This is a genomic window from Pseudomonas sp. RGB, assembly GCF_007713445.1.
In the GTDB taxonomy this organism is placed as follows: Bacteria; Pseudomonadota; Gammaproteobacteria; order Pseudomonadales; family Pseudomonadaceae; genus Aquipseudomonas.
Map to the genome: position 1 here is coordinate 19,868 of NZ_VMSH01000004.1, position 24,781 is coordinate 44,648.

A 24,781-nucleotide genomic window follows, 5' to 3' on the forward strand; every position below is an offset into this window, starting at 1 on the left:
AGGACGAACAATCGCATTTAAGCTGGCTAATCGTTTATTGGGTTCATGTGTAGGATCAACCTCATTCGATCGCCTAGCCGCGATCCTCACTTGGAGATCCCGCATGAAACTGTTGCATATCGATTCCAGCATCCTCGGCGACAACTCGGCTTCGCGTCAGCTCAGCGCTGGTGTGGTCAAGGCCTGGCAAGCGGCTGAGCCGGGTGTGGAAGTGACTTACCGTGACCTGGCAAGCGAAGGCATCAGCCACTTTTCGGGCCTGACCCTGGCCGCCCTGGGCACTGCGGCTGAATTGCGCGACGCGGTACAACAGCACGAGGCTGAACTGAGCGCGTCGTCGCTGGCTGAATTCATCGCCGCCGACGCGGTGGTGATCGGTGCGCCGATGTACAACTTCTCGGTGCCTTCCCAGCTCAAGGCCTGGATCGACCGCATCGCCGTCGCCGGCCAGACCTTCCGTTACACCGAAGCCGGCCCTGAAGGCCTGTGCGGTGGCAAGAAGCTGATCATCGTCTCGACTGCGGGCGGTCTGCACGCCGGTCAGGCAAGCAACGTCGGCCACGAAGACTATTTGAAGCTGGTGTTTGGCTTCCTTGGCATCACCGACATCGAGTTCGTCCGCGCCCAAGGCCTGGCCTACGGTGAAGAAGTGCGCAGCAAAGCCCTGAGCGACGCCAACGCCATGATCAACGAACAATTGTTCGCCGCCGCGTAAGGCTTGTGTAAATTTCGCGTCTGCTCGGTTCCAATCTGAAGTCGGGCGCCTAAACTCTGTATTCTGATCGCCTCAAAACGACCGGAGTACGGAGTTTTTTCGTTTACCCGCTGTCACTACTTTGGCCCAGGTTATGCACGCATGGGTTTATCACCCGCCGTGAGCGCCTTGAACCATGGACTTTTCATATAGATCTGCCGCGGGTGTTGACGTGGTCGCGCAGCAAAGGTGGACATCCCCATGATGCGTCTTTGTGCTGTTTTGGTTCTCTCCCTGCTCGGTGGCCTGATTTCAGTGCACGCCGCCCCAGCGCCGCACCCGCATTGGAGTGTGGGCTTCCATCGCATGACCTTTCTCGACCCGCTGGACCAGCAGCCGATGAAGGCCATCGCGTTTTATCCGTCGACCGACGATGAACACAGCACTGCGTTGGGCGCCTATCACGTCGCCGCCACCGAAGACTCCAAGGTCGCCATCGGCCGCTTCCCGATGCTGATGCTGTCCCACGGCAACACCGGTACGCCACTGGCCCTGCACGACCTGGCCACGTCTTTGGCGCGCAAGGGCTTTGTGGTGGTGGCCGTATTGCACCCCGGCGACAACTACAAGGATCACAGCCGCCTGGGCACCGTGAGCAACCTGTATGGCCGGCCTATTCAGATCTCCGAAGCGATCACCGCCACCCTCAGCGACCCGATGCTGTCGCCGTTCGTCAACGTCGATCAGGTGGGCGTGATCGGTTACTCCGCCGGCGGCGAAACGGCGTTGATCCTGGCCGGCGCCAAGCCGGACTTCGACCGCCTGCGCCGTTATTGCCAGGAGCGCCCGGAGGACCGCGACGCGTGCACCACCAAAGGCGAACTGGTGGTGGATCGCGACGACTTGCAGCCACAGGCCGACCCGCGCATTCATGCCTTGATGCTGATGGCGCCGTTGAGCCTGATGTTTGGCCGCCATACCCTGGCGGATGTGCATGTGCCCGTGCTGCTCTACAGCGGCGACGGCGACAAACTGGTGGCGGTGGACAAGAACGCCGCTGCCCTGGCGCGCAAACTGCCGGAGCCGCCGGATTTCAAACTGTTGGCGGGCGCCGGGCATTTCGTGTTCATGGCGCCGTGTGACAGCGACCAATTGGTGGCGATGCCGGCGATCTGCACGGATGCCGATGGCGTCGACCGCGAAGGCATCCACCGCGACCTGATTTCAGAAGCGGGGCGCTTCTTCTCCCACACGCTGGGCCAAGCGACCCGCGCCGGTATGCAGACCGCCGATCAGTAAGCGCGGCGCTTGAGCAACACGGTCAGCCCCAGCGCCGTGACCGATAACAGCGCGGCGCAAAAGAAGATCCAGCCGTAGCCGAGGTTCAGGGCCACGGCGCCCATCAATGGCCCGGCAATCGCCAGGGCCAGATCAAAAAACACCGCATAAGCACTCAAGCCGGCGCCACGGCTGCTATTGGGCACCTGCTTGATGGCTTCGACGCCCAACGCCGGGTACACCAGCGACAAGCCAAAACCCGTCAGCCCGGCACCGATCAACGCAACCCCGGTTGAGGGCGCCAGCCACAGCAGCGTAAGGCCCAGGGTTTCGATGGTCATGCAGGCAATCGCTGCACTAAACCCGCCAAAACGGCTGATGGCGGAGATAAACACCAGGCGCGACAGGATAAAACACGCGCCAAATACCGTCAGGCAATACGCTGCCCCGGCCCAGCCGCGATTGAGGTAATACAGGGTAATAAAGGTGGTCAGCGTGCCGTAGCCAATCGACGCCAGGCACAGGCTGGTGCCGAATGGCGCAATGCGCCCGAACACCGCCCAAAAGGGCAGTCGTTCGCCGCGTACCACGGGGACCGAAGGCTTATTGCGGATCAGCACCAGACCCAGCGCCGCCAGCACCGTCAAAGCGATGCCAAGGCTGGTGTAGCCGTAATCCGCCACCATCACCACCCCCAGCGGCGCGCCAATCGCAATGGCGCCGTAGGAGGCAATGCCATTCCACGAAATCGAGCGCGCCGTGTGTTCAACGCCCACCGCGCCCATGCACCAGCTGATGGTGCCCACGCCTATCAGCCCTTGAGCCACGCCAAGCAACAGCCGGCCGACGATCAGGATGCCCAGGCTCAGCGCGGGCAGGCTCTCGACCAGCGTCGCAAAAAACGTCAGCACACCGCTGACCAGAATACCGGCCAGGCCCAGCACAATCGCCCGCTTGGTGCCGACATTGTCGGACATGCGTCCAGCCATCGGCCGGCTGAGCAGGGTGGCCAGGTACTGCGAACCGATGGTGACCCCGGCCACCACCGCGCTAAAACCCAGGTTTTCATGCACATAACCCGGGATCACCGCGATCGGCAGGCCGATGCAGATAAAGGCGATGAAGGTGTAGAAGACGATGGAGACGATCTGCAGGGTGATCGACAGTGAACTGGGGGCGGTGGCAGGCATGGTCACTCGTTCGCGGGCGGGCGGTGACGGCATGATGGCAAGGGCGTGGGGGAAAAGGAAGCAGGCTAACTAGTTTGTTTGATGGCTGGGTTTATTGTGGTGAGCGGGCTGCTTGTGGCGAGCAGGCTTGCCCTGCGTTGGGCTGCGCAGCAGCCCCAATAAAAAACACCGCGTTCTGCCAGGCAGAACGCGGTGTTTGATTTTAGGGCCGCTTCGCAGCCCAACGCAGGGCAAGCCTGCTCGCCACAACAAGCCAGCTCACAGGGCAAGCCAGCTCACTACAGTGACGTTACTTAGAACACCACGCCTTGGCTGCGCAGGTAGTCGTCGTAGGTGCCGCTGAAGTCGATCACGCCGTTGGCGCTCAGCTCGATGATGCGGGTGGCCAGGGACGATACGAACTCACGGTCGTGGCTGACGAAGATCAGCGTGCCCGGGTAGTTTTCCAGCGCCAGGTTCAGCGCTTCGATGGATTCCATGTCCAAGTGGTTGGTCGGTTCGTCCATGATCAGCACGTTCGGCTTTTGCAGGATCAGCTTGCCGAACAACATGCGGCCTTGCTCACCACCGGAAATCACCTTGACCGACTTGAGAATCTCGTCGTTGGAGAACAGCATGCGGCCCAAAGTGCCGCGAATCATTTGTTCGCCCTGCGTCCACTGACCCATCCAGTCGAACAGGGTGACGTCGTCTTCGAAGTCGTGCGCGTGATCCTGAGCGTAGTAGCCCAGCTCGGCGGCGTCGGTCCACTTGATGCTGCCGGCGTCCGGGGTCAATTCATTGACCAGGGTGCGCAGCAGGGTGGTCTTGCCGATACCGTTCGGGCCGATGATCGCAACACGCTCGCCCGCTTCAACCTGGAAGCTGAAGTCTTTGAACAGCGGCTTGCCGTCGAAACCCTTGGCCATTTTTTCGACCATTACCGCCTGGCGGTGCAGCTTCTTGTTCTGATCGAAACGGATGAACGGGCTCACGCGGCTCGAAGGCTTGACCTCGGCCAGCTGGATCTTGTCGATCGCCTTGGCACGGGAAGTGGCCTGCTTGGCTTTCGAGGCGTTGGCCGAGAAGCGGCTGACGAACGATTGCAGCTCGGAAATCTGGGCTTTCTTCTTGGCGTTGTCCGACAGCAGTTGCTCGCGGGACTGGGTCGCCACGGTCATGTACTCGTCGTAGTTGCCCGGGAACAGGCGCAGCTCGCCGTAGTCCAGGTCAGCCATGTGGGTGCACACGCTGTTCAGGAAGTGACGGTCGTGAGAGATGATGATCATCAGGCTGGAGCGCTGGGTCAGGATGTTTTCCAGCCAGCGGATGGTGTTGATGTCCAAGTGGTTGGTCGGTTCGTCGAGCAACAGCACTTCAGGGTCGGAGAACAGCGCCTGGGCCAGCAATACGCGCAGTTTCCAGCCTGGCGACACTTCGCTCATCGGGCCGAAGTGTTGCTCCAATGGAATGCCCAGGCCCAGCAGCAGCTCGCCGGCGCGGGATTCGGCGGTGTAGCCGTCCATTTCGGCGAATTCGGTTTCCAGCTCGGCCACGGCCATGCCGTCGTCTTCGCTCATTTCCGGCAGCGAGTAGATGCGGTCGCGCTCAGCCTTGACCTTCCACAGCTCTTCGTGACCCATGATCACGGTGTCGAGCACGGTGAATTCTTCGTAGGCGAACTGGTCCTGGCGCAGTTTACCCAGGCGTACGTTCGGCTCGAGCATGACCTGGCCGCCGGACGGATCCAGGTCGCCACCAAGGATTTTCATGAAGGTCGACTTGCCGCAACCGTTGGCACCGATCAAACCATAACGGTTGCCGGCGCCGAATTTGACCGAGACATTCTCGAAGAGCGGCTTGGCGCCGAACTGCATGGTGATGTTAGCTGTGGAGATCAATTACTTTACCTATCAATGGGTTGCGAGCGTGGCGGCAGGAGCCTTCAGGCATGCGTCAACAGCGACATCAAGGCGCGAAACCCGGTCGCTGAGCAGAAAATTTTGGATGTGTGTTGGAATTTGGCGCGCATTGTCGCATATGTCAGGCGACAGTTGTAATGCGCGCGAGCGATGGTTTCGTCAATGTCTCCGGCATTGCCAGCCATAACAAAGCCAGGGCGGCGGCCGCAACGCCCGCCAGCGTCAGGAAGGCCGCGTTGTAGCCGGCCTGTTGCACCACGAAACCGGCCAGGCTGCTGCTCAGTGCCGCGCCCAGGCCAAACACCGTGGACAGCGCGCCAAGGCTGACGTTGAACCGACCCGTGCCCTGGGTCAGGTCCTTGACGATCACCGGGAACAGCGCGCCGAAAATCCCTGCGCCGATGCCGTCGAGCATCTGCACGCCCACCAGCCAATACGGGTCGCTGGACAGGGTATACAGCACGCCACGTAGCGGCAAAATCAGGAAGCCGGCCAGCAACAACGGTTTACGCCCCCACACGTCAGCTTTAATGCCCACCAGCCAGGCCATCGGCACCATGACCAGCTGCGCGGCGACGATGCAGGCCGAGGTCAGCGGCGTGGCCATTTGCAGGTTGATCTGCGAGAGTTTCTGGCTGACCAGCGGCAGCATCGCGGCGTTCGCCAGGTGAAACAGCGCGCAGCAGATGGCGAACAGCAGCAGCGGGCGATTGCTCAGCAGCACCTTCACGCCGGAGGGTTGCTCATGATCGCTGCTGTGCGCGGGATCAAAGCCCCGGGCGACTTCGTGGTCAATCGCCGACGCCGAGACACAACTGACCGCCACGACACTGGCCACGGCCATAAAGGCCATCAAGTAAAACACCACCACCGGGCCGAACCAATAAGCCAGGCCACCCGCCAGCAAGGCCGCCACGGCGTTGCCGGCGTGGTTGAAGGTTTCATTGCGCCCGGTGCGGCGGGTGAAGGCACGCGGCCCGGTAATCCCCAAGGAAATTGCCGAAATCGCCGGCGCGAATACGGAGGCGGCTACGGCACTGGCCGCCTGAGTCAATGCCACCCAGCTGAACGCGCTGACAAACGGCAGCAGCAGGCAACTGACGGTGACAAGGATGGCGGCCACTGCGATCACTGCGCGCTTGCTGCGCGTGCGGTCGATCAGTGCGCCCGCCGGGCCCTGAGTGATCAAGGCCGCGATACCCGCCAGGGTCATGACCACGCCGATGTTGGCGGGCTCCCATTTGTGCACTGCCAGCAAGTAAATCGCCAGGTAGGGCCCGAGCCCGTCACGTACATCGGCCAGAAAGAAATTCAGGCCGTCCAGGGACAGGGTATTACGCAGGTCGGAGTGATTGGCCACGGCGCTGTCTTCGCTAAGGGTGTTCAGGGGATGGACACTCATTGGGCTAAAGACCTACGGGCTCAAATAGAAGTTTCGTCGCCCGAAAGGGTTTTATCTGATGGGCAATTGGCTTATTTTCCGAAGCCCGCTGTCATGACGATCTGGAGACGCAAATGGAGATGCCCTCAGCCCAACAGGCGATTGCTCGTAACAAGGACGCCTGGGACGCCTCCGCCAGGCTGCACAAAGACACCGCCACTTGGAAGACGCTGCTGGAGTCGGTCGCCCGGGCGGACTTTTCGTGCCTGGATCCAACGATCACGGCGTTGCTGCAAGACGTCGGCGTTGCCGGTAAAGACGTGGTGCAGTTGGGCTGTAACAACGGGCGTGAAAGCCTGTCACTGTTCGGCCTGGGCGCCCGCCGTGTGGTGGGCGTCGACCAATCACGGGCGTTTCTGCAACAGGCGTGGGAATTGGCCGAGGTGTCGCCGCATGACCCCGAGTTCATTGAAGCCGATATCCATCACCTGCCCGAACCTCTGCTGGGGCGTTTCGACATCGCCCTGGTGACCATTGGCGTACTCAACTGGATGCCCGATGTGGCGCTGTTCATGCGCCATGTGGCGAGTGCACTCAAGCCCGGCGGCACGCTGGTGGTCTACGAAACTCATCCGTTTCTGGAGGTGTTTGACCCGAGGGCTGCCAATCCCTTGCTGCCGGTGAGTTCATATTTTCAGCGCGATCCGTTCGTGCTGCAGCAGTCGATTGTCTACGAAGGGCAGGGCGAGGTTGCCGGTCCGACGTCCTATTGGTACGTGCATACCCTGGGGAGCGTGGTGAGTGGCGCAATTGCGGCGCAGCTGCAAATCGAGCACCTGCAGGAATACCCGCACTGCAACCGCGAAGAACTCTACGAGCAGTACGCCCATCAGCCGGCCCAATTGCCGCTGTGTTTCACCTTGACCGCCACCAAGCGCTGCGCCTGAGCGGTTTTCCCACGCGCAAAAAAAAGCCCGCGAGGAGAGGCGGGCCAAGTGATTCACTGGAGTAGGTAGGCCTCACCCTATAGGCCGGAAAGTGAAGGCCGTGTGAAAACCATGTCGCAAGTTCGGATGGCGGCCGATCAGCCTTTGCGCACAAAAGTGCGCATGGTTTGCCCTGGTTCCGTGCTGAATACCCTTGGCCTTGGCATGCCCGCATCGGCGGCGATAAACACAAAATCATCACCGTCCAGGCGATAGCTGGCGGGCAGTGGCTTGCCGGCATCTTCGCCGATGGCATCCACCCAGGTGATGCTTTTGGGCGAAGTGCTGCTGTCCAGCGTAAACCGGCCCGCAAGCAATACCTCGCCCTCGGTCGTCTTCACTTCGAACGTGTCCCCGGCAATCGTCGTGATTGCTCCCGGCGCGCTATGCGCGTCGGCAGGGTTGAGCACGCCACTGTCTTCGAGGGCGGTCTGCTCCCAAGCGCCTTGAAGAGTTTGATAGTCCGGATCTGAGAAAGAGTGCATGCACATTCCTTGTTGCAGGGGCTGGATTGAGGGGTGAGCACCTTAAGTGCCGAACGTTTTAACGGCGCGAATTGTAACCGCGTGGTGACCTAAATGTACCTAAAAGGGTTTGCTCGCTAGCGGGCACAGATTTACTGAACTATTGACTACGCTTGTGACATTCTCTGACATACATTCACAAGGGCCCTGCATAGTCATCGACATGAAATAGAAACAATCTATAATTGCGTAGGATTTTTCGCATTAGTGTGTGGTCTGAGTGTCATTGGTCACTGTGCCATGGCGTTGTCTCTGGTCTCTCCGTCATTCGAACCTATGTTCGGATTGAATGGGGTGATGGCTTTTTGATGTCTTTTTTAGGTGTTTTTATTTTGAATCGAACTTCTCCGCTCAATTCGCCTGCAACGCCAGATGAAATTGATTTGTTTGAATTGTTTCAAGTCATTTGGCGGCAAAAAAAACTGGTAGTGGGTTGTGCGATTCTGGCGGGAATACTGGGGACGGGTTATGCAATGCTCGCTTCCAAGACATATGAGGTCAGCAGTGTGCTGCGCCCGGCAGCCATCAATGAACTAGACGCGTTGAACCGCTCCGAAATCTATAAGCTGCCACCCGCCGATGCGCTGGAAAAGGTCGGCGCCCAAATGGATTCCTATGGGGCCCGCCTGGGTTTCTTCAAAAGCCACGAAGAACTGTTCAGGGCCTTTCAGAAGCCAGGGCAAAGCCTTGAGCAGAGCTTTGAAGACTTCAACCGCAACTCGATCAACCTGATCCTGCCAGACCCGAAGAAGTCCGATTCGTTGAGCAGTTATGTGCGTCTGGAGATGCAATACCCAGCGGGTGTAGACGGAGTCGCGATCCTCAACGGGTTTGTCGACTATGCCGTTGCAGCGGAGCGTGAGCAGGTCGGCGCCGACCTCAAGGTCATCGTCAATAACCGTTTGACCGAGCTCAAAGGCAAGATTGACGCGGCGCGCGCCAACTATGATACCGGAAAGGAATCGAAGATCGCCACGCTGCTTGAAGTTGACCGGGTCAAGCGCGCCCGCTTGCAGGATGAGCTCAGCGGGCTGCGCCTGCAGATGAAAATGGAGCGCACCAATCGCTTGGCGGAATTGGCTGAAGCGATCTCGATCGCCAAATCCATGGGCATCAAAAAGCCTACAACGCCGTCGTCCATGGCCGACACCGTAGGAGCTGGTTCCAGCCAGGTGGTACGCACCGAGATCAACAACCAGAAGATTCCGTTGTATTTCCTCGGCACCGAGGCTCTGGAAGCCGAGCGAACCGCATTGCTACAGCGTACCAGCGATGACTTCACCAATAGCCGAATCGCGGAAATTGGCAAAGAGCTGCAATTACTTGAGACCAACCGTGAAGTTGAAGTCCTGCGAAAGCGTGGGAATGAGGACATCTTCCTGCAAGACGTTGAGCCGCTGCGGGCCGAAATCGCCCGCTTGAAAGGCCTCAACATCGACATGAGCAACCTGAAGCTGGTTTCCATCGACCGTCGCGCTCAGGAGCCGCTGACCTCGATCAAGCCGAAAAAATCGCTGATTGTCGCGGTGAGCCTGGTCGTGGGGTTATTCCTAGGCGTGCTGGCTGCATTGATCCGTCACTTCGTGCTGACGCATCGCAAGGCTGAACCGTACGTGACCCAAGAGACCGACCGCCGCCCACGCCGTGAGCCTACGGACGATCAGCCGCTGCCATAAGCGCGACTGTCAATGGGCCAGCGTCAATGCTGGCCCACGCTGGCTTTGAGCCTGTCTGTGGACAGCTTTTCACAATTCTTAGTTAACCTTTGGTTACAAACTGTGGCTAAATAACGGCCAATGGCCTTGGTCCGGATTGTAACCAACCCGTCCAGTCGCCTATGTGTAATCGTGATTTCAGGTGCTGCTTATCCATCCTCGGCCGTTGTGGGCACGCAGGAGCAGCCTGTTCTCTTCTGACGTGTGACGAATCCCTTGAAACTCATCATTGTTGCTCTCTACGTTGCCTCCATTGCGTATGTCCATCTGCGTGGCCGGGTGCGACACAAGTTGGGCCGCCAGCTTAGCGATCACTCGACGTTCCTTGCGCCGATCAACTGCTTCCTTTACCTGTTTTCCAAGCAGCCAAGCCGTCCCTTTTTGTCGCCCGGCGATTTTCCCGACCTGAGCCCGTTGCAAGAGCACTGGCAAGAAATCCGCCAGGAAGGCCAGAACCTGATGCGCATGGGCGAGATCAAGCGTTCCGAGCAGTACAACGATGTGGGTTTCAATTCGTTCTTCAAGTCGGGCTGGAAGCGTTTCTACCTCAAGTGGTACGGCGACAGCCACCCGTCGGCGATGAAGCTGTGCCCGCGCACCACCGAGCTGGTGCAGAGCATTGGCTCGATCAAGGCAGCGATGTTCGCCGAGTTGCCGCCTGGCTCCAAGCTGGTGCGCCACCGCGACCCGTACGCCGGCTCCTACCGCTATCACCTGGGTCTGGACACGCCTAACGATCCTGGCTGCTACATCAACGTGGACGGCGAAAGCTATTACTGGCGCGACGGCGAGCCAGTAATGTTTGATGAGACCTACATTCATTACGCGGAAAACACCACGCAGCAGAACCGCATCATCTTGTTCTGCGACATTGAGCGGCCGATGAAATACCGCTGGGCCGCGGCGTTCAACCGTTGGTTCAGCCGTAACGTGATGGCGGCCGCCGGTTCGCCCAATGATGATGGCGACAAGACCGGCGGCCTGAACCGCGCGTTCACCCGCCTGTACAAGATTCGCCTGCGCGGTAAAGAGCTGAAAAAGCGCAATCGTGCGCGCTATTACCTGGAAAAGTGGGCGATCTTCGCCGGCCTGGCGTTGATCTTTATCCTTATCTGAAACCCGCCCGGGCGCGAATCACGCGGGTGGTTTCGCGCCCAGTTTGTCCCACATCTTCTTCGTAATCTTCTGCCGATTGGCGTAGCCGGCCCACGGGTCGGCTTTGAGTTTATCCAAGCGTTCAGGCAGGTTGGCGACGGTCCACTGCTGGGCGCCGCGCAAACCATTCAACTCCTCTCGACTCACCGGTACCGATACCGGCAGGCCGGGCCGTGCGCGCACCGAATAAGCGGCCACCGTGCTCGCGCCGCGTGCATTACGCAGGTAGTCGATAAAGATCTTGCCGATGCGGTTTTTTGGGCCCGACGTCGCGGTAAACCGTTCCGGCAACTGCGCTGCCATGAACTGCGCGATGGCCTTGGCGAAGGCTTTGACGCTGTCCCAGCCATCCCGGCGCGCCAGCGGCACCACCAGGTGCAAGCCTTTACCGCCGCTGGTTTTGACAAACGCTTGCAGCCCAATCTCATCCAGAACCGACAACGTGAGTTGCGCCGCTTCCAGCATGGCTTTCCACGGCAGCGCCGGGTCCGGGTCAAGGTCGAGCACGAACAGGTCAGGCGTTTCGATTTTGTCGACAGTCGCGCCCCAGGTGTGCAATTCGACGGTGCCCATTTGCACGGCGCCGATCAGGGCGTCGGCGGTGTCGATCTCCAGCAGGCGCGCATGACCGGGGTCCAGTGCCGGGTCCAACTGTTTGATATTCGGAATAGCCAGGCGCTCGGAATGCTTTTGGAAGAACTGCTCGCCCTCAATTCCTTCGGGAGCGCGCAGCAGCGACACCGGGCGGTGCTGCAGAAACGGCAGAATCCACGCGCTGATGCCTTGATAGAAGTCGGCCAATTGCTGTTTTTGCGTACCGCTCTGCTTGTCGATTACGCGGTCAGGGTGCGTGATGGTCACGCCGCTGCTGACCTTTTTGGCCTTGGGGGCCGCTTTGGTGACGGACGTGGCTTTGCGCGGTAACTCGTGAATGATCTGCGCCACCGGCTTGTCGGTGCGCAACGCAATAAATGATGCTTGGCGCACGACGCCTTCGCGGGTCCACTCGGCAAAATTCACCTCACCAACCAACTGAGGTTCCACCCAGTGCACGCCGCGCGCCTGGGCGCTGGTCAGCGGCTTGTGCAGCGGCGAGGTCTTGCGTTCCAGGGCCGTGAGCTGTGCATAGATAGCCTTCAACGATGCCTGATCAAATCCGGTACCGACGCGCCCGGCATAGACCAGCCCGGAATCGTCATTGACAGCCAGCAACAGCGCGCCAAAGCCACTGCGCGAGCCCTGAGGCCGCGTGTAACCGATGATCACAAACTCCTGGCGCAAACGGCATTTGAGTTTGATCCAGTCGGCATTGCGGCTCGACACATATGGGCTGCCGACGCGCTTGCCGATCACGCCCTCCAGCGCCAGGTCGCAGGCGCTCTCGAAAATGTCGCGCTGGTTGGCGGCGAAGGCTTCGGAGAACCGCAGCAGTTTGCTGCGGCTTGCGGACAGCGCGGCTTTGAGCGCAGCGCGGCGCTCTTGTACCGGTGCGCTGCGCTGATCCTGGCCGTCGAGAAAGGGCGCGTCGAACAGGTAATACACGATGTCCAGGCTGCGGCCGATGTCGAAGGCATTTTGCAGCGCCTGGAAGTCCGGCAACCCCTCGCCATTGAGGCTGACCACTTCACCGTCGAGCCAGCTGTCCTTGAGCTTGAGGGTTTGCAGCGCTTTGACCTGACGCGGCAGGCGGTCGGTCCAGTCATTGCCGTTGCGGGTGAACAGACGCACTTCACCGTCGCGAATGCGCGCCAGCATGCGGTAGCCGTCGAACTTGATTTCGTATTGCCAGTCACCTTCGGGCGCGCGATCGACCAGGGTCGCCAACTGCGGGGCAAATTGCTCGGGCAAGGCCTCGGCGCGTTTGGCGACGGGGGCTTTTTTAGCGGCCGAGGCTTTCTGGCGTTTTGCCGGCGGCCTGGATTTGCCGACCGAGGCGTCGCTGAGCACGCTTTTGGGCTCGGCCTCGACGATGTCGTAGTCATTGGAGGGGCGCGCCTGCTGGTCCTTTTCCTTGATCAGCAGCCACTGTTCCTTGTCGCCGCTGCCTTTAAGACGGGTGCGCACCAGGGCCCAGTCGCCGGAGAGTTTTTCGCCGACCAAGGTGAACTTGAGTTTGCCGGCCGCGTAGGCCTTGTGCGGGTCTTCATGGGGCTGCCAGACACCGCGGTCCCACACGATCACATCGCCCGCGCCGTATTGCCCCGCCGGAATGTTTCCCTCGAAATTGCCATAGCTGAGCGGGTGATCTTCAACGTGCACCGCCAGGCGTTTCTGGGTGGGGTCCAGGCTGGGGCCTTTGGGCACCGCCCAGCTTTTGAGCACGCCATCGAGCTCCAGGCGAAAGTCATAGTGCAGGTTGCGCGCGTCGTGTTTTTGAATCACGAACGACAGCGCCGAGGCTTTGCGTTTGCCCGCGGGCGCACTGCCGGCTGGCTCGGCGGTAATCCCGAAATCACGTTTGCGGTTGTATTCGCTCAGGGGCTTTGCCATGTCGTTCTCCAGCAAAGGGCGGGCTCAAGAGGCCTTTTTGGCGGATTTCTTCGCGGCAGGCTTTTTCGTTGTGGGCTTGGCGGCGGGCTTGCCGGCCAGGCTGCGCTTGAGCAGTTCGGTGAGGTCGATGACATCCGCCGATTTGCGCTCCTCGCTGCCTTCCTGGCTTTCCACATCTTCGATCTTGCCGGCCTTGGCCTTCTTCGCCACCAGCGCCATGATTTTGTCCTGGAAACTGTCGCGGTATTTGTCGGGCTGCCAGTCGGCGCTCATGTCCTCCACCAGGCGTTTGGCCATGTCCAGCTCGCCTTTGGCCAGGCTCGGCTTGGTGACGTCGCTGCCCAATTCCAGTTCGTCCAGGCTGCGCACCTCGGCAGGCCACCGCAGCATCACCAGCACCAGCGCCGATTCCAGCGGCATTAACGCCGCCAGGTGCTGCTTGGTGTGCAGCACCACATTGGCCAGGGCCACCTTGCCGGTTTTTTTCAGGGTTTCGCGCAACAGTGCGTAGACCTTGCCGCCGCGTTTGTCCGGGGCCAGGAAGTAGGGCGTGTCGATGTTTTGCAGCGGGATCTGGTCGCTGGCGACAAAGGCGATGATTTCGATGGTCTGGGTCGACTTGGGGTGCGCCGAGCGAATTTCGTCCTCGCTGAGCACCACGTAGCGGCCTTTCTCGAACGCCACGCCCTTGACGATGTTCTCTTTGGTGACTTCCTTGCCGGTGGTCTTGTTGATGCGCTTGTAGCCCACCGGGTCCATGCTGCGTTTGTCCAGCCAGTCAAAATCAACGCCTTGGGAAGACGTGGCTGAGACCAGTGATACCGGGATATGGACCAAGCCGAAGCTGATCGCGCCTTTCCAGATTGCCCTTGGCATGCCTGCAATTCCTTGAGAAGAGACTGTGTTCTGGTGACTCACAGGCGCCGGGAAAAGTTTCGGCGAGCAGATGCGCGGACAGATTGTGTTACACCTGATGAGAAACTATTTAGTGTCGAAAGCCGAACCCAAGGCGTAGCGTGTTATCGAAAGCACGTACCACTGCCCCAGAGAGGCTTTGTCATGAACAGCTGTGCGCGTCACCTTGCAGTACTGGCGTTGGGCCTGGCGCTGACGCCATTGGCCCAGGCGCAAAACCTGCCTGGCAGCTACGACTCCAACAACAGCCCTATTCATCGGGCCAACCCCAACAGCATGCAGGGCACCCAGCCCAATGCGCCGGCGATACGTGGGATTCAGACCGGGCCGACCAGCCCCGCACCTACCGTGGAAAACGGCGGCATTGGCAATCGCTATCCCAAGCGTGAGGCCGCCCCGAGCCGTCCCACCACCGACACCAAAGCCCCCACCTATGACGCCAACGGCAATCGCCGGTAAGGACTCCGTCTTATGTTGCTACGCAAAACCCTTCTAGCCGCTATTTGCGCAACCACGCTGCTGCCACTGGCTGCGGTTCACGCCGCCGATGCCCAGCAATTCCCGAGCGAACAAGGCAGCATCACCGCGACCCCGATCGTAAAAGGCCTCGACCATCCCTGGGCAGTGGCGTTTCTGCCGGACAAGCAAGGCTTTCTGGTGACCGAGCGCCCAGGTCATCTGCGTTTTGTCAGCCCTGACGGCAAGCTTTCTGCACCGTTGACCGGCGTGCCCCAAGTGTGGGCCAAAGGGCAGGGCGGTTTGCTGGATGTGGTGCTGTCGCCGGACTTCAAGCAGGACCGCACGGTCTACCTGTCGTACGCCGAAGGCGGCGGCGAGGGTGGCAAGGCCGGCACCGCCGTCGGACGCGGGCGCTTGGCTGATGACCTGAGCGGCCTGAAGGATTTCAACGTGATCCTGCGCCAGGAGCCCAAGCTGTCCACCGGCAATCACTTTGGCTCGCGGTTGGCCTTCGACCGCGATGGCTACCTGTTCGTGACCCTGGGTGAAAACAATGATCGCCCGACCGCCCAGGACCTGGACAAACTGCAAGGCAAGGTGGTGCGGATCTTCCCGGACGGCCGCGTGCCGGAGGACAACCCCTTCGTAGGCCAGCAGGGCGTACGCCCCGAGATCTGGTCCTACGGCCAGCGCAACCCGCAAGGGCTGGCATTGAACCCCTGGAGTGGCACGATCTGGGAAAACGAACACGGGCCACGCGGTGGTGATGAAATCAACATCATTGAGCGCGGCAAGAATTACGGTTGGCCATTGGCGACCCACGGCATCAATTATTCGCTGACACCGATTCCCGAGGCCAAGGGCAAGACGGTGGAAGGCACCGTGGCGCCTCATCACGTCTGGGAGAAATCACCGGGGATCAGTGGCATGGCGTTTTATGACGCCGACCGCTTCAAGGCGTGGCAGCACAACCTGTTCATTGGCGCATTGGCCAGCCAGGAGTTAATCCGCCTGCAGTTCGACGGTGACAAGGTGATCCATGAAGAGCGTTTGCTCGCAGGTTTGAAAGCGCGCATCCGCGATGTGCGGCAGGGGCCGGATGGGTTTCTGTATGTGCTGACTGATGAGGATAACGGTGTGCTGTATCGGGTCGGCCTGAACCAGGACTGAATGCGGGAGCGGGGTTGCCCGCTCCCACATTTTGCATGGCAACCGGCTTAAAGCCCGAGGTCGGACAGCCCCGGATGATCATCCGGGCGCCGGCCCAGCGGCCAGTGAAACTTGCGTTCGCTGGCCTTGATCGGCAGGTCATTGATGCAGGCAAAGCGGTTGGCCATTAGACCGTTCTCGTCGAACTCCCAGTTCTCATTGCCGTAGGAGCGGAACCAGTTGCCGGAATCGTCGTGCCATTCGTAGGCATAGCGCACGGCGATACGGTTACCGGTGAAGGCCCACAATTCCTTGATCAACCGATAGTCCAGCTCCTTGGCCCACTTGCGGGTCAGAAAACCCTTGGCCTCTTCGCGGTTGTGCGCAAATTCAGCGCGATTGCGCCATTGCGTGTTCGGTGTGTAGGCCAGCGACACGCGGTGCGGGTCGCGCGAATTCCAACCGTCTTCGGCCAGGCGAACCTTTTCGATGGCCGACTCGCGGGTAAACGGTGGCAGCGGCGGGCGAACTTCTGTGTCGGATGACGGTGCCTTGGATGACATGGGGCAGCTCCTGAAAACAATGAGGTCTATCGAAAGTTGCGCAGTTGATGCGTTCAAAGTTGCAATAACGTTCGCGCCATGCATTGCGCATTATCAGCAGCTGTTGAATCACCCATCACCAGGGCAACGGTAATGGCGCCGTCGATCAAGATCAGCAGTTGCGCAGCCTGCTGTTCAGGGTCGGGGGTGCCATGTGCTTTGCACAGTTGCAGTGCGTAATCGAAGAGTTTGCGTTTATGCGCCTTGGCCAGCAGGCGCACCGGGTCGTGCGGGTCGCCGGTTTCACCACTGGTGTTGATGAAGGCGCACCCGCGAAAGTCTGCCGAGCCAAACCACGCCTTGAGCGCGTCGAACAGCGCCAGCAGGCGTTCTCCACTGCCTTCACTGCGTTCGACTTCGCTGCGCAGCCACTGCATCCAGCGCTCATCGCGGCGGTGCAGGGCGGCAATCACCAACTCATCTTTATTGGCGAAGTACCGGTAAATACTTTTGCGCGAGACGCCCGCGGTTTTCACCAGTAAGTCCATGCCGGTGGCGGCGATGCCATGGCGATAGATCAACTTCTCGGTAACATCGAGGATAATATCGCGGGTGTCATTGCTGATTGATTCATTCATGCCGTGCACAGTAGAACGATCGTTCTCCATGGTCAATTAACTTTTTTCCATCTCGGGCGACGAGACCTGAGCTGCCCCATGGTGTAAGCTCGGGGCCTCTTCGGATTCGACCCATTGCGAGCCTTATGCCGTCGTTCTTCAAACGCTCCCTGTTGCCAAAACTGCGTGGTTTCCCACTGTCTCCCGAGTCGATCGACGTGCTGTCCGGCGCCGATGCGTTTCGCCGTTGCCTGCTGGAGAAAATCTCCCAGGCCACGCGGCGCATCTACATCGTCGCGCTCTACTTGCAGCAGGATGAAGCCGGCCAGGAGATCTACGATGCCTTGCACGCCGCCAAGGCTGCACGGCCAGCGCTGGACATCGTGGTGGTGGTGGACTCGCTGCGCGCCCAGCGCGGCCTGATTGGCGCAGGCAAGCAACCCGGCAACAGTGCCTGGTACCAGGCCATGACCCAACGCCACGCCAGTGAAGTGCCGGTGTACGGCGTGCCGGTGCAGACCCGTGAACTGTTCGGCGTGTTGCACCTCAAGGGCTTTGTGATCGACGACAGCGTGCTCTACAGCGGCGCCAGCTTGAATAACGTGTACCTGCACAAGTTCGACAAGTACCGTTTTGACCGCTACCACCTGATCCACAGCCAGGCGCTGGCCGACTCGATGCAGCATTTGCTGGAGCACGGCTTGATTGCCTCCAAGGCCGTGCATCGCCTGGACCTGCCGAACCCGCCCACCACCCGCAGCCTGCGCAACGATATCGGCGACTTGCGCAGCCGCCTCAAGCATGCGGCGTATGACACCACTGCCGGGCTGTTGCCCAACGGCCACATGCTGGTAAGCCCTCTGTTGGGCGTCGGCAAGAACAACCCTCTAAACCGCGTGATCCTCGAGTTGATCGCCAGTGCCCAGCATCAGCTGACTATCTGCACGCCGTATTTCAACCTGCCACTGCCGGTGACCCGGGAAATCAATCGCGCCCTGGCGCGCGGGGTCAAAATCGACATCATTGTTGGCGACAAAACCGCCAACGACTTTTACATCCCGCCCAGCGAGCCGTTCAAGGTGATCGCGGCGTTGCCCTACTTGTATGAAATCAGCCTGCGCCGCTTCGCCAAACGTCATCAGCCGATGATCGACAGCGGCCAGTTGAACCTGCACCTGTGGCGCGACGGCGACAATACCTATCACCTCAAGGGCATGTGGGTTGACCAGCGCTACACCTTGCTCACCGGCAACAATCTGAACCCACGGGCGTTCCGACTCGACCTTGAAAACGCCTTGCTCATCGATGACCCGCGCGGCCAGTGGCTGGAGCCGCGGCGTACCGAACTGGCGCAGATTTTCCAGCACACCACGCGCATCGAAGGGTATCAACAGCTGCAGACCCTGGTGGACTATCCGCCGGCTGTTGGCAAGTTCCTGCGACGGGTCAGCCGCGTGCGCATCGAGCGGTTGCTTTATCGCATCTTGTGAACCCTCATGGCGTAGAGCAGCAGCCGGGCCTGATTCCGGCCCGGCCGCACCCACCCCTCAGGCCAGTCCCGCAACGCTGAACATGCGGCACTTGCAGGCACGCCACGCCGACTGGACGGGCAACTGACGCAAGCCAGGTTTGAACAGGCCGCACTGCGCTACAAACGCGAAAGCTCATCGACCAGTGCTGGCCACTCGGCCGAAGCTGAGCGCGCAGGCCGAGGCTTTCTGCAGCACATCGACGCGCGCAGAGCGGATGGAAAACGGCAACAAACCCTCATTCACTGGTTGATGACTGGCGACATCAACGACCAGCCCATTCCTCGTAACGCCTCGATCCGGCCATTCATTGACGCGCTCAGCAATGCTGCATGCCCAGTGCGGTGATGAATCCGGCGGACGGCTATGCGCAACTGGTAAATGCCGCCATCAAGGGCCTATGCTTCGATGCTGGGCAAGACAGCGCCACACTTGCTCACCGTTGAGGAGAAGTTGAGGGCGTACTGGTTCGCGGGAGGGTGGGATCCCGTCCCAGCGCCTGCGCCGACGGGCGTGGCTGGAACCAGCCAGGGAATCGCGGTGGTCGCGTCCAGAGTCAATGGCTTCTGGTATGCGATCAATCCAAAAACGGGGAGGGCGGATGCCACGCCATTGCCTGACTTCAAATCGACAACCCCAATGGCCGTCTAGTCAGTCAAACCCGACACGAGGCTGAAGCAGTCCCAGGCCCTGCACTTGCACGAGTGCAGGGCCTGGGGCTTTTTATCAGTTCAGGCCGAGCTTGCCGCGCAGGGTCGACAGGTCTTCAGCCAAGGTGTTGACCGGGCCCACCAGCGCCTTGCGGTCGTTTTCCTTCACTTTGTCGTACGTCTCGAAGCCGCCATCCTTGGTTTTGTACTTCGCCAGAATCTTGTCCACGGCAGCGAAGTTCTTGTCGACTTTGGTCAGGAAGACCTTGTCTTGCTTCTCGATCTGGCCGCGGAACAGGTCGACGATTTTCTTCGCGCCGTCGATGTTGCCCTGGAAGTCATACAGGTCGGTGTGGCTGTAACGATCTTCCTCACCGGAAATCTTGGTGGCGGCCACTTCTTCCAGCAGGGCAGCAGCACCGCCGACGACTTTCTCAGGTGGGAAGGTCAGGCCGTCAACCCGGGTTTTCAGGTCGTTGACGTCAGTGTTGAGTTTGGCGGTCAGCGCTTCGAGGCCTTTGGTGGTCTTCTCGGAGAACAGCACGTACTCGATGCGGTGGAAGCCCGTGAAGTCTTCGGCGGTCACGCCTTTTTCGTGGTCGTCAACGCGCGAGTCGATGGAGGCGTCGAGGTCGCTGAACAGCTCGGCGATCGGCTCGATGGACTCATAGTGAACACGGGTCGGGGCGTAGAGCTTCTGGGCGGTGGCCAGGTCGCCCTTGTTGATGGCGTCGGTGAACGCCTTGGTCTGGGTGACCAGCTCACCGATTTCTTCGGTGACGTAGATCTTGTAGTCCGACACCGGGCCTACCAGGTCCAGAGGCGCGGTAGCGGCGAATGCTGCCAGCGGTGAGAGGGTCATTAACAACGACAACGCGATAGTCGACTTCTTCATGGGACGTTTTTCCGCTCTGGTTTGTTTTAGGTGTTGGCAGTGGTTTGAGGGTGCGTTGCAGCGAGTAGCGTGCGCCCGATGAAATCCTTGGGCCCTGTGACCCCCGGCAAGGTGAAGAAGTACCCGCCGCCGACCGGCTTGAGGTATTCCTCCAGAGGCTCGCCGTTGAGCCGGGTTTGCACGCTGATGAAGCCTTTCTCCAGGTCAGCCTGGTAGCAGATGAACAACAGCCCCATGTCCAGCTGACCGTTTTTGTTGACGCCGTTGGAGTAGTTGAACGGCCGACGCAGGATCAGGTTGGCCTGAGTCTGCGGGGTGCGCGGGTTGGCCAGGCGGATGTGGGCATCGAGCTTGGTCAGCTTGCCTTCCGGGTCCTTGCTGTAGTCGGGAACCTGGCTTTCCTTGTCGCCATCCATGGGCGCGCCGGTGGGTTTGATGCGCCCGATAATGCTTTCCTGCTCTTGCAGCGGGGTACGGTCCCAGCGCTCGACGAAATTGCGGATGATGCGCACGGCCTGGTAGCTGCCGTTGGCGGCCCAGGCGGGCTCGTCGCTGCCGGGCTGCACCCAGACAATCTGGTCCATGGCCTTGTCGTCGTTGGAGTTCGGGTTGGCCGAACCGTCACGGAAACCGAGAAAATTACGCGCGCTCTGCGCAGGCTCGCCGGGTTTGGCCGGCGCTTGCGGCGGCACGCTGCCTTCCTGTTTCCAGCGCACCAGCAGCAGGTCCGGCAGGTTTTTGACGATGTCGCGCAGGGCGTGGATATTGGTGTCCGGGGTGTTTGAGCTGAACTGCAGGCTCAGGTCGCCGTGGCACTGCGCCGGCTCCAATGCGTCGTTGGGGAAACCAACCATGCGGCTCAGGCGCTTGGGTTTGACGGCGGTGAGGCCGAAGCGCTCATCGAACAGCGACTCGCCGACGGACACGGTGATGGTCAGGTTATCCGGCGTGACCACCGGGCCCAGAATGCCGGAATCGGTAGGTGGCAGTTTCGGATCGACTTGCGGCACGGTGCCGCCGGTCATCAGGAAGCTGATGCGCTCGTTCAATGTGCGAAACAGACGCTCCAGGTCTTCGCGGTCACTGGCCAGTACGTCAAACGCCACCAGCATGCCGCAGGCCGGGCGTGGGGTGACGATGCCGCTCTGGTGCTTGCCGAAAAAATCGTGGTGGTCCTGCGTCTTGTCACTGCGCGGTGCAGTGGTGACTTGCTCGGCCGCAGCCGCCGCCATGGCCGGGCAGCTCAAGCTGCTGCCGGCAATCGCGGCGCCGGTGGCCGCCATGCCCAGCAGGACACGGCGACGTTGCGGGCAAAACTGTTCTGAATCACTCATCTGTTAGTTCGTCTTCACTGCAGGCCGGAAAGGCCAAGGGCGGGGTCGATTCCATCGAGTACAGCGGCCAGAGCCTTGGCCTTGTCGGCGATCTGCTTGCGCTGATCGGCGGTGACGCTGTCGTAGCGGCGGTACTGGCCGTCGACTTTCAAACCATTGAGCTCGGTATCGAAGGCGGCGAGGGCGCTGTCGATTTTCGGCAGCAGGTCCGCTGCGGATTTGGTCAACAACGGGCGCATCAACTCCACCACCTTGTGGGCCGCTTCCAGGTTGGCGGCAAATCCGTTCACGTCGATATGGCTGTAGCGTTCCTCTTCACCGCTGGCAGCGCGTACATCCGCCAGGCTGTTGAGGTTGCGCACCACAATGCTCACCAGTTGTTCCGGTGGCAGCGATTGGGCCAGCAGTTGTTGCTTGAGCGTGGTGACGTCGGTGACCAGGCGTTGCGCAATCGGGGCCAGGCCCTCCAGGCTGTGCTGCTGGAACAGGCTGTATTCGAGGCGATGGAAGCCGCTGAACGCCGGGTCTTGCTCGCGCTTTTCAAAGTAGTCGGCGCGTGCGTTGATGGCGTTATCCAACTCGGCCAGGCGTTGCGACGCCGGCGCCAGGCGCTGGTAGGCCTCACGGGCCGGCACATAGAGGGCCTGCGCCTGAGCCAGGTCACCGGCTTCAATGGCCTGTTGCAGCGCCGTAACGGCCTTGACCAGCGCACTGCCCTGGCCGCTCAGGTACACGCGGAACTCCGACAGCGGGCCGATAAACGCCACCATCGACGGCTTGGCCTTGGCCTGGGCGTCGGACTCAGCCGTCGGCGTCACGTGCAACGTGCCGCGCGGGTTGCTCAACAGCCCGCAGGTGATTGCATAGTCGCCGGGCAGCAGGTTGGCGTTGATCACCTGGCTCAGGCCAGGGGCGATATTTTCGCGCTCCTCGATCACCAGCACGCCGTCGAGGATTTCCCATTCCACCGCACGGTCGGAGCGGTTGATGATGCGAAAGCTCGCGTGCCCGGCGGGCACGGTCAACGCGTTGGGTTCGCAAGCGTGGCCATGGATGGTCACCGCGATTTCATTGTGGTTGGTCTGACGTTTGGCGGCGGCCAATTGCGAGGCGTAATAGAACAGCGCACCAGCGCCGATCATCACGACCACCGAGCCGGCCACCGCCCAGCGCAGGGCGCGGGAAGGCAGAGCCGGTTGAGGGGTTGGGTTGGACAAGAGACGGTCCTTACTGGCTGGAAACGGAAGAGGTGTTAGCGACAGGCCTGGGTGGGGCGGACGGCAGGAAGAACATCACCAGCGCCACCACCAGGTAAATCAGATACGCGCCCAGGGTGCTGATGGTCGGTGCGTCCTGATAGCCGAACATCCCGGCCAGCACCGAGCCCAATGGGCCATCCATCGGCAGTGTCGCGCTGAAATCGAACAAGACGGTTTGCCAGTGGTTCCACACCCCGGCCTCGTGCAGGGCTTGTACCGAGTTGGCGAGAATGCCGGCGGCGACCACCAGGATGAACAAGCCGGTCCAGCGGAAGAACGCACCCAGGTTCAAGCGCATGCTGCCGGTGTAGATCAGGAAACCGACGATGATCGCCAGGATCAGGCCGAGCAGGGCGCCAATCGGCGCGCCCGGGCCTTCGCTCTGCTGGAACACCGCGAGCAGGAAGAACACCGTCTCCAGGCCTTCACGGGCCACGGCGAAAAACACCATGGCGATCAGCGCGATCACCTGATGCTTGGAGCCGGCCAGGGCGTGGTCGAGGGATTCGTGCAGGGAATGCTTGATGGAGCGCGCTACTTTGCGCATCCAGAACACCATGGAGCTGAGAATGCCGACGGCCACCAGGCCGACCACACCTTCGAACAATTCCTGTTGTTTTTGCGGGAATTCGGCGCTGACCAGTTCCAGGCCGCCGCCGACCAGCAGCGCCAGGGCAGCGGCGAGAAACACGCCGATCCATACCGCGGGCATCCACTGGCCGCGGCCGGTCTGTTGCAGGTAACTGGCGATGATGCCAACGATCAATGCTGCTTCAATGCCTTCGCGCAGCATGATTAGAAAGGGAACGAGCATTCGGCACCGCATCATGACTGGATAGGATGCTAATTTGTAACATAATGATACTCATTACTAAACAGGGAATATTGCGCTTTGCTGAACTGCGGCTGAACGGTGGTGGCGAATCGCAACCGCCCTTATGATGCACCCCATCTTTTGCAGCATTGAATAGCCCGATTCCCATGGCGGAAAAAGACACCATCTCTATCCATCTTGTGCGCGAAGCCTTGCTGCAAAGCTGCGCGCCCGGCGCGGCCACGGTGGAGGCGTTGAGCAAGGTTGGGATAGACCCGGCGTTGCTCGACCAGTCCGACGCCCGCGTGCCCGCCACGGCCTATGCACGCCTGTGGCGCTTGCTGGCGCGGCGCACGGATGATGAATTTTTTGGAATGGACCCGCGCAAGCTCAAGTCCGGCAGCCTGGCGTTCCTGTGCCGCGCCGCCATGGCGCAACCCAATCTGGGCGCGGCCCTGCAAACCGGGCTGGGCTTTCTGTCGCTGATGCTTGAGCAGATGCCCGCGCAATTGGTGCACCAACAAAGCCTGGCGGAAATCGTGTTGGCTGAGCCTGCGCCCAAACGCGCGTTTACCTACTTCACCTATTGGATGATTGTGCACGGCGTCGCCTGTTGGCTGGCCGGCCGGCGCATCCCGATCCTTGCGATTGAGCTGCGCTGCCCACAACCGGACTTTTACGACGATTACCGGGTGATGTTTTCTGAGAACCTGCGTTTTGATCGGCCGCGTACGCGCATGATCTTTTCTGCAGACTGCCTGGACGTGCCGATCAAGCGCAGCCCGGAAGAACTCAAGCGCTTTCTTGCCCATGCGCCGGCCAACATATTGGTCAAGTACCGCGACCCGGATAGCCTGGCCACGCGCATCAAGCACGATCTACGCCAGATGTCGCCCGATCTGTGGCCGGAAACCGACGGCCTAGCGGCCAGTCTGTGTATTTCCGCCTCGACCCTGCGCCGCCGTCTGGCAGATGAGGGCCAGACTTATCAAGGGCTCAAGGATAGCGTGCGCAAGGAACTGGCGATCGTCTGGCTGGCAGAGCCACAGGTCAGCTTCGCCGAAATCGCCGGGCGCCTGGGGTTTGCCGACACCAGTTCGTTCTACAAGGCGTTTCGCAAGTGGTCCGGGTCCAACCCCGGGCATTACCGCAGCTTGATATTGAACGAAGCATTGAGCCAATAGGTGATTGGAACGCTGCCGGGCCTGTGCGAGCAGTTACCCGCAGCTTCAATGATCCAGGTCACTCTCCGGCGCCCGTGTCCGTGTAATAGTCGGCGCAATCGTTCCATCGCTTGTTTCCTG

At 60.5% G+C, this 24,781-nt stretch carries 21 protein-coding genes; 9 read left to right on the top strand and 12 right to left on the bottom strand.

Annotation, left to right across the window (positions count from 1 at the left end):
- The first annotated feature begins 103 nt into the window (after positions 1 to 103).
- Positions 104 to 715: an FMN-dependent NADH-azoreductase gene (locus tag FPT15_RS09915; protein ID WP_145160439.1), complete on the top strand. Its 612-nt coding sequence runs from the start codon at positions 104 to 106 to the stop codon at positions 713 to 715.
- Between the two features lie 240 nt (positions 716 to 955).
- The gene (locus tag FPT15_RS09920; protein ID WP_145160441.1) at positions 956 to 1,993 is read left to right on the top strand and encodes a dienelactone hydrolase; all 1,038 of its coding nucleotides are present in this window, start codon (positions 956 to 958) and stop codon (positions 1,991 to 1,993) included.
- Here FPT15_RS09920 and FPT15_RS09925 read toward each other — a convergent pair.
- The 3 genes from FPT15_RS09925 to FPT15_RS09935 all read right to left on the bottom strand — a co-directional run bounded on the left by FPT15_RS09925 (position 1,987) and on the right by FPT15_RS09935 (position 6,423).
- On the bottom strand, positions 1,987 to 3,162 hold the full coding sequence (locus FPT15_RS09925) for an MFS transporter (protein WP_145160442.1): 1,176 nt from the start codon (positions 3,160 to 3,162) through the stop codon (positions 1,987 to 1,989). The two genes, FPT15_RS09920 and FPT15_RS09925, sit on opposite strands and share 7 nt — an antisense overlap.
- A gap of 293 nt (positions 3,163 to 3,455) precedes the next feature.
- A complete protein-coding gene (locus tag FPT15_RS09930; RefSeq protein ID WP_106577981.1) occupies positions 3,456 to 5,042 on the bottom strand; it encodes an ABC-F family ATPase in 1,587 nt (528 codons plus the stop codon).
- Between the two features lie 142 nt (positions 5,043 to 5,184).
- Positions 5,185 to 6,423: an MFS transporter gene (locus tag FPT15_RS09935; protein ID WP_145161202.1), complete on the bottom strand. Its 1,239-nt coding sequence runs from the start codon at positions 6,421 to 6,423 to the stop codon at positions 5,185 to 5,187.
- A 155-nt stretch (positions 6,424 to 6,578) separates the two neighbouring features.
- Between FPT15_RS09935 and FPT15_RS09940 the strand changes: the two genes are divergently transcribed.
- The gene (locus tag FPT15_RS09940; protein WP_145160444.1) at positions 6,579 to 7,391 is read left to right on the top strand and encodes a bifunctional 2-polyprenyl-6-hydroxyphenol methylase/3-demethylubiquinol 3-O-methyltransferase UbiG; all 813 of its coding nucleotides are present in this window, start codon (positions 6,579 to 6,581) and stop codon (positions 7,389 to 7,391) included.
- 137 nt (positions 7,392 to 7,528) lie between these two features.
- Here FPT15_RS09940 and FPT15_RS09945 read toward each other — a convergent pair whose 3' ends face one another.
- Entirely contained in the window at positions 7,529 to 7,915 is a 387-nt protein-coding gene (locus tag FPT15_RS09945; RefSeq protein ID WP_145160446.1) for a TIGR03067 domain-containing protein, read from the bottom strand.
- Between the two features lie 371 nt (positions 7,916 to 8,286).
- On the opposite strand from FPT15_RS09945, the gene FPT15_RS09950 reads away from it, so the two are divergent.
- Entirely contained in the window at positions 8,287 to 9,630 is a 1,344-nt protein-coding gene (locus tag FPT15_RS09950) for a Wzz/FepE/Etk N-terminal domain-containing protein (RefSeq protein WP_256676434.1), read from the top strand.
- Between the two features lie 255 nt (positions 9,631 to 9,885).
- Entirely contained in the window at positions 9,886 to 10,785 is a 900-nt protein-coding gene (lpxO, locus tag FPT15_RS09955; RefSeq protein ID WP_145160448.1) for a lipid A hydroxylase LpxO, read from the top strand.
- A gap of 18 nt (positions 10,786 to 10,803) precedes the next feature.
- On the opposite strand, the gene ligD is transcribed toward lpxO, so the two are convergent.
- The gene (ligD, locus tag FPT15_RS09960; protein ID WP_145160450.1) at positions 10,804 to 13,314 is read right to left on the bottom strand and encodes a DNA ligase D; all 2,511 of its coding nucleotides are present in this window, start codon (positions 13,312 to 13,314) and stop codon (positions 10,804 to 10,806) included.
- 24 nt (positions 13,315 to 13,338) lie between these two features.
- Positions 13,339 to 14,190 (bottom strand): Ku protein, encoded by an 852-nt coding sequence (locus FPT15_RS09965; RefSeq protein WP_145160452.1) that lies wholly within the window; start codon positions 14,188 to 14,190, stop codon positions 13,339 to 13,341.
- Positions 14,191 to 14,373: 183 nt separating this feature from the next.
- On the opposite strand from FPT15_RS09965, the gene FPT15_RS09970 reads away from it, so the two are divergent.
- On the top strand, positions 14,374 to 14,688 hold the full coding sequence (locus FPT15_RS09970) for a hypothetical protein (protein ID WP_145160455.1): 315 nt from the start codon (positions 14,374 to 14,376) through the stop codon (positions 14,686 to 14,688).
- 12 nt (positions 14,689 to 14,700) lie between these two features.
- The gene (locus FPT15_RS09975) at positions 14,701 to 15,858 is read left to right on the top strand and encodes a PQQ-dependent sugar dehydrogenase (RefSeq protein WP_145160457.1); all 1,158 of its coding nucleotides are present in this window, start codon (positions 14,701 to 14,703) and stop codon (positions 15,856 to 15,858) included.
- Between the two features lie 47 nt (positions 15,859 to 15,905).
- On the opposite strand, the gene FPT15_RS09980 is transcribed toward FPT15_RS09975, so the two are convergent.
- Together FPT15_RS09980 and FPT15_RS09985 are read right to left on the bottom strand one after the other, a co-directional pair.
- Positions 15,906 to 16,400 (bottom strand): nuclear transport factor 2 family protein, encoded by a 495-nt coding sequence (locus FPT15_RS09980; RefSeq protein WP_145160459.1) that lies wholly within the window; start codon positions 16,398 to 16,400, stop codon positions 15,906 to 15,908.
- 53 nt (positions 16,401 to 16,453) lie between these two features.
- On the bottom strand, positions 16,454 to 17,017 hold the full coding sequence (locus FPT15_RS09985; RefSeq protein ID WP_145160461.1) for a TetR/AcrR family transcriptional regulator: 564 nt from the start codon (positions 17,015 to 17,017) through the stop codon (positions 16,454 to 16,456).
- A gap of 125 nt (positions 17,018 to 17,142) precedes the next feature.
- Here FPT15_RS09985 and pssA point away from each other — a divergent pair, with 125 nt between their 5' ends.
- Positions 17,143 to 18,486 (top strand): CDP-diacylglycerol--serine O-phosphatidyltransferase, encoded by a 1,344-nt coding sequence (pssA, locus tag FPT15_RS09990; RefSeq protein ID WP_145160463.1) that lies wholly within the window; start codon positions 17,143 to 17,145, stop codon positions 18,484 to 18,486.
- Positions 18,487 to 19,251: 765 nt separating this feature from the next.
- Here pssA and efeO (FPT15_RS09995) read toward each other — a convergent pair.
- Genes efeO (FPT15_RS09995) through efeU form a run of 4 tightly spaced genes read right to left on the bottom strand, consistent with a single transcriptional unit; the run spans position 19,252 to position 23,477 of the window.
- Entirely contained in the window at positions 19,252 to 20,070 is an 819-nt protein-coding gene (gene efeO / locus FPT15_RS09995) for an iron uptake system protein EfeO (RefSeq protein WP_145160465.1), read from the bottom strand.
- Between the two features lie 26 nt (positions 20,071 to 20,096).
- The gene (efeB, locus tag FPT15_RS10000) at positions 20,097 to 21,404 is read right to left on the bottom strand and encodes an iron uptake transporter deferrochelatase/peroxidase subunit (protein ID WP_145160467.1); all 1,308 of its coding nucleotides are present in this window, start codon (positions 21,402 to 21,404) and stop codon (positions 20,097 to 20,099) included.
- Positions 21,405 to 21,418: 14 nt separating this feature from the next.
- Positions 21,419 to 22,621, bottom strand: a complete 1,203-nt coding sequence (gene efeO / locus FPT15_RS10005; RefSeq protein ID WP_145160469.1) for an iron uptake system protein EfeO — start codon at positions 22,619 to 22,621, stop codon at positions 21,419 to 21,421.
- A 10-nt stretch (positions 22,622 to 22,631) separates the two neighbouring features.
- On the bottom strand, positions 22,632 to 23,477 hold the full coding sequence (gene efeU, locus FPT15_RS10010) for an iron uptake transporter permease EfeU (RefSeq protein ID WP_145160471.1): 846 nt from the start codon (positions 23,475 to 23,477) through the stop codon (positions 22,632 to 22,634).
- Between the two features lie 167 nt (positions 23,478 to 23,644).
- Here efeU and FPT15_RS10015 point away from each other — a divergent pair, with 167 nt between their 5' ends.
- Positions 23,645 to 24,661 (top strand): AraC family transcriptional regulator, encoded by a 1,017-nt coding sequence (locus FPT15_RS10015; protein WP_145160473.1) that lies wholly within the window; start codon positions 23,645 to 23,647, stop codon positions 24,659 to 24,661.
- Positions 24,662 to 24,781 lie beyond the last annotated feature (120 nt).

Excerpts from the sequence above, each read along its gene's own strand:
- FPT15_RS09915 (WP_145160439.1), top strand. The coding sequence starts at position 104 with ATGAAACTGTTGCATATCGATTCCAGCATCCTCGGCGACAACTCGGCT.
- FPT15_RS09920 (WP_145160441.1), top strand. The coding sequence starts at position 956 with ATGATGCGTCTTTGTGCTGTTTTGGTTCTCTCCCTGCTCGGTGGCCTG.
- FPT15_RS09925 (WP_145160442.1), bottom strand. The coding sequence starts at position 3,162 with ATGCCTGCCACCGCCCCCAGTTCACTGTCGATCACCCTGCAGATCGTC.
- FPT15_RS09940 (WP_145160444.1), top strand. The coding sequence starts at position 6,579 with ATGGAGATGCCCTCAGCCCAACAGGCGATTGCTCGTAACAAGGACGCC.
- FPT15_RS09945 (WP_145160446.1), bottom strand. The coding sequence starts at position 7,915 with ATGCACTCTTTCTCAGATCCGGACTATCAAACTCTTCAAGGCGCTTGG.
- ligD (WP_145160450.1), bottom strand. The coding sequence starts at position 13,314 with ATGGCAAAGCCCCTGAGCGAATACAACCGCAAACGTGATTTCGGGATT.
- FPT15_RS09965 (WP_145160452.1), bottom strand. The coding sequence starts at position 14,190 with ATGCCAAGGGCAATCTGGAAAGGCGCGATCAGCTTCGGCTTGGTCCAT.
- FPT15_RS09970 (WP_145160455.1), top strand. The coding sequence starts at position 14,374 with ATGAACAGCTGTGCGCGTCACCTTGCAGTACTGGCGTTGGGCCTGGCG.
- FPT15_RS09975 (WP_145160457.1), top strand. The coding sequence starts at position 14,701 with ATGTTGCTACGCAAAACCCTTCTAGCCGCTATTTGCGCAACCACGCTG.
- FPT15_RS09980 (WP_145160459.1), bottom strand. The coding sequence starts at position 16,400 with ATGTCATCCAAGGCACCGTCATCCGACACAGAAGTTCGCCCGCCGCTG.
- FPT15_RS09985 (WP_145160461.1), bottom strand. The coding sequence starts at position 17,017 with ATGAATGAATCAATCAGCAATGACACCCGCGATATTATCCTCGATGTT.
- pssA (WP_145160463.1), top strand. The coding sequence starts at position 17,143 with ATGCCGTCGTTCTTCAAACGCTCCCTGTTGCCAAAACTGCGTGGTTTC.
- efeO (WP_145160465.1), bottom strand. The coding sequence starts at position 20,070 with ATGAAGAAGTCGACTATCGCGTTGTCGTTGTTAATGACCCTCTCACCG.
- efeB (WP_145160467.1), bottom strand. The coding sequence starts at position 21,404 with ATGAGTGATTCAGAACAGTTTTGCCCGCAACGTCGCCGTGTCCTGCTG.
- efeU (WP_145160471.1), bottom strand. The coding sequence starts at position 23,477 with ATGCTCGTTCCCTTTCTAATCATGCTGCGCGAAGGCATTGAAGCAGCA.
- FPT15_RS10015 (WP_145160473.1), top strand. The coding sequence starts at position 23,645 with ATGGCGGAAAAAGACACCATCTCTATCCATCTTGTGCGCGAAGCCTTG.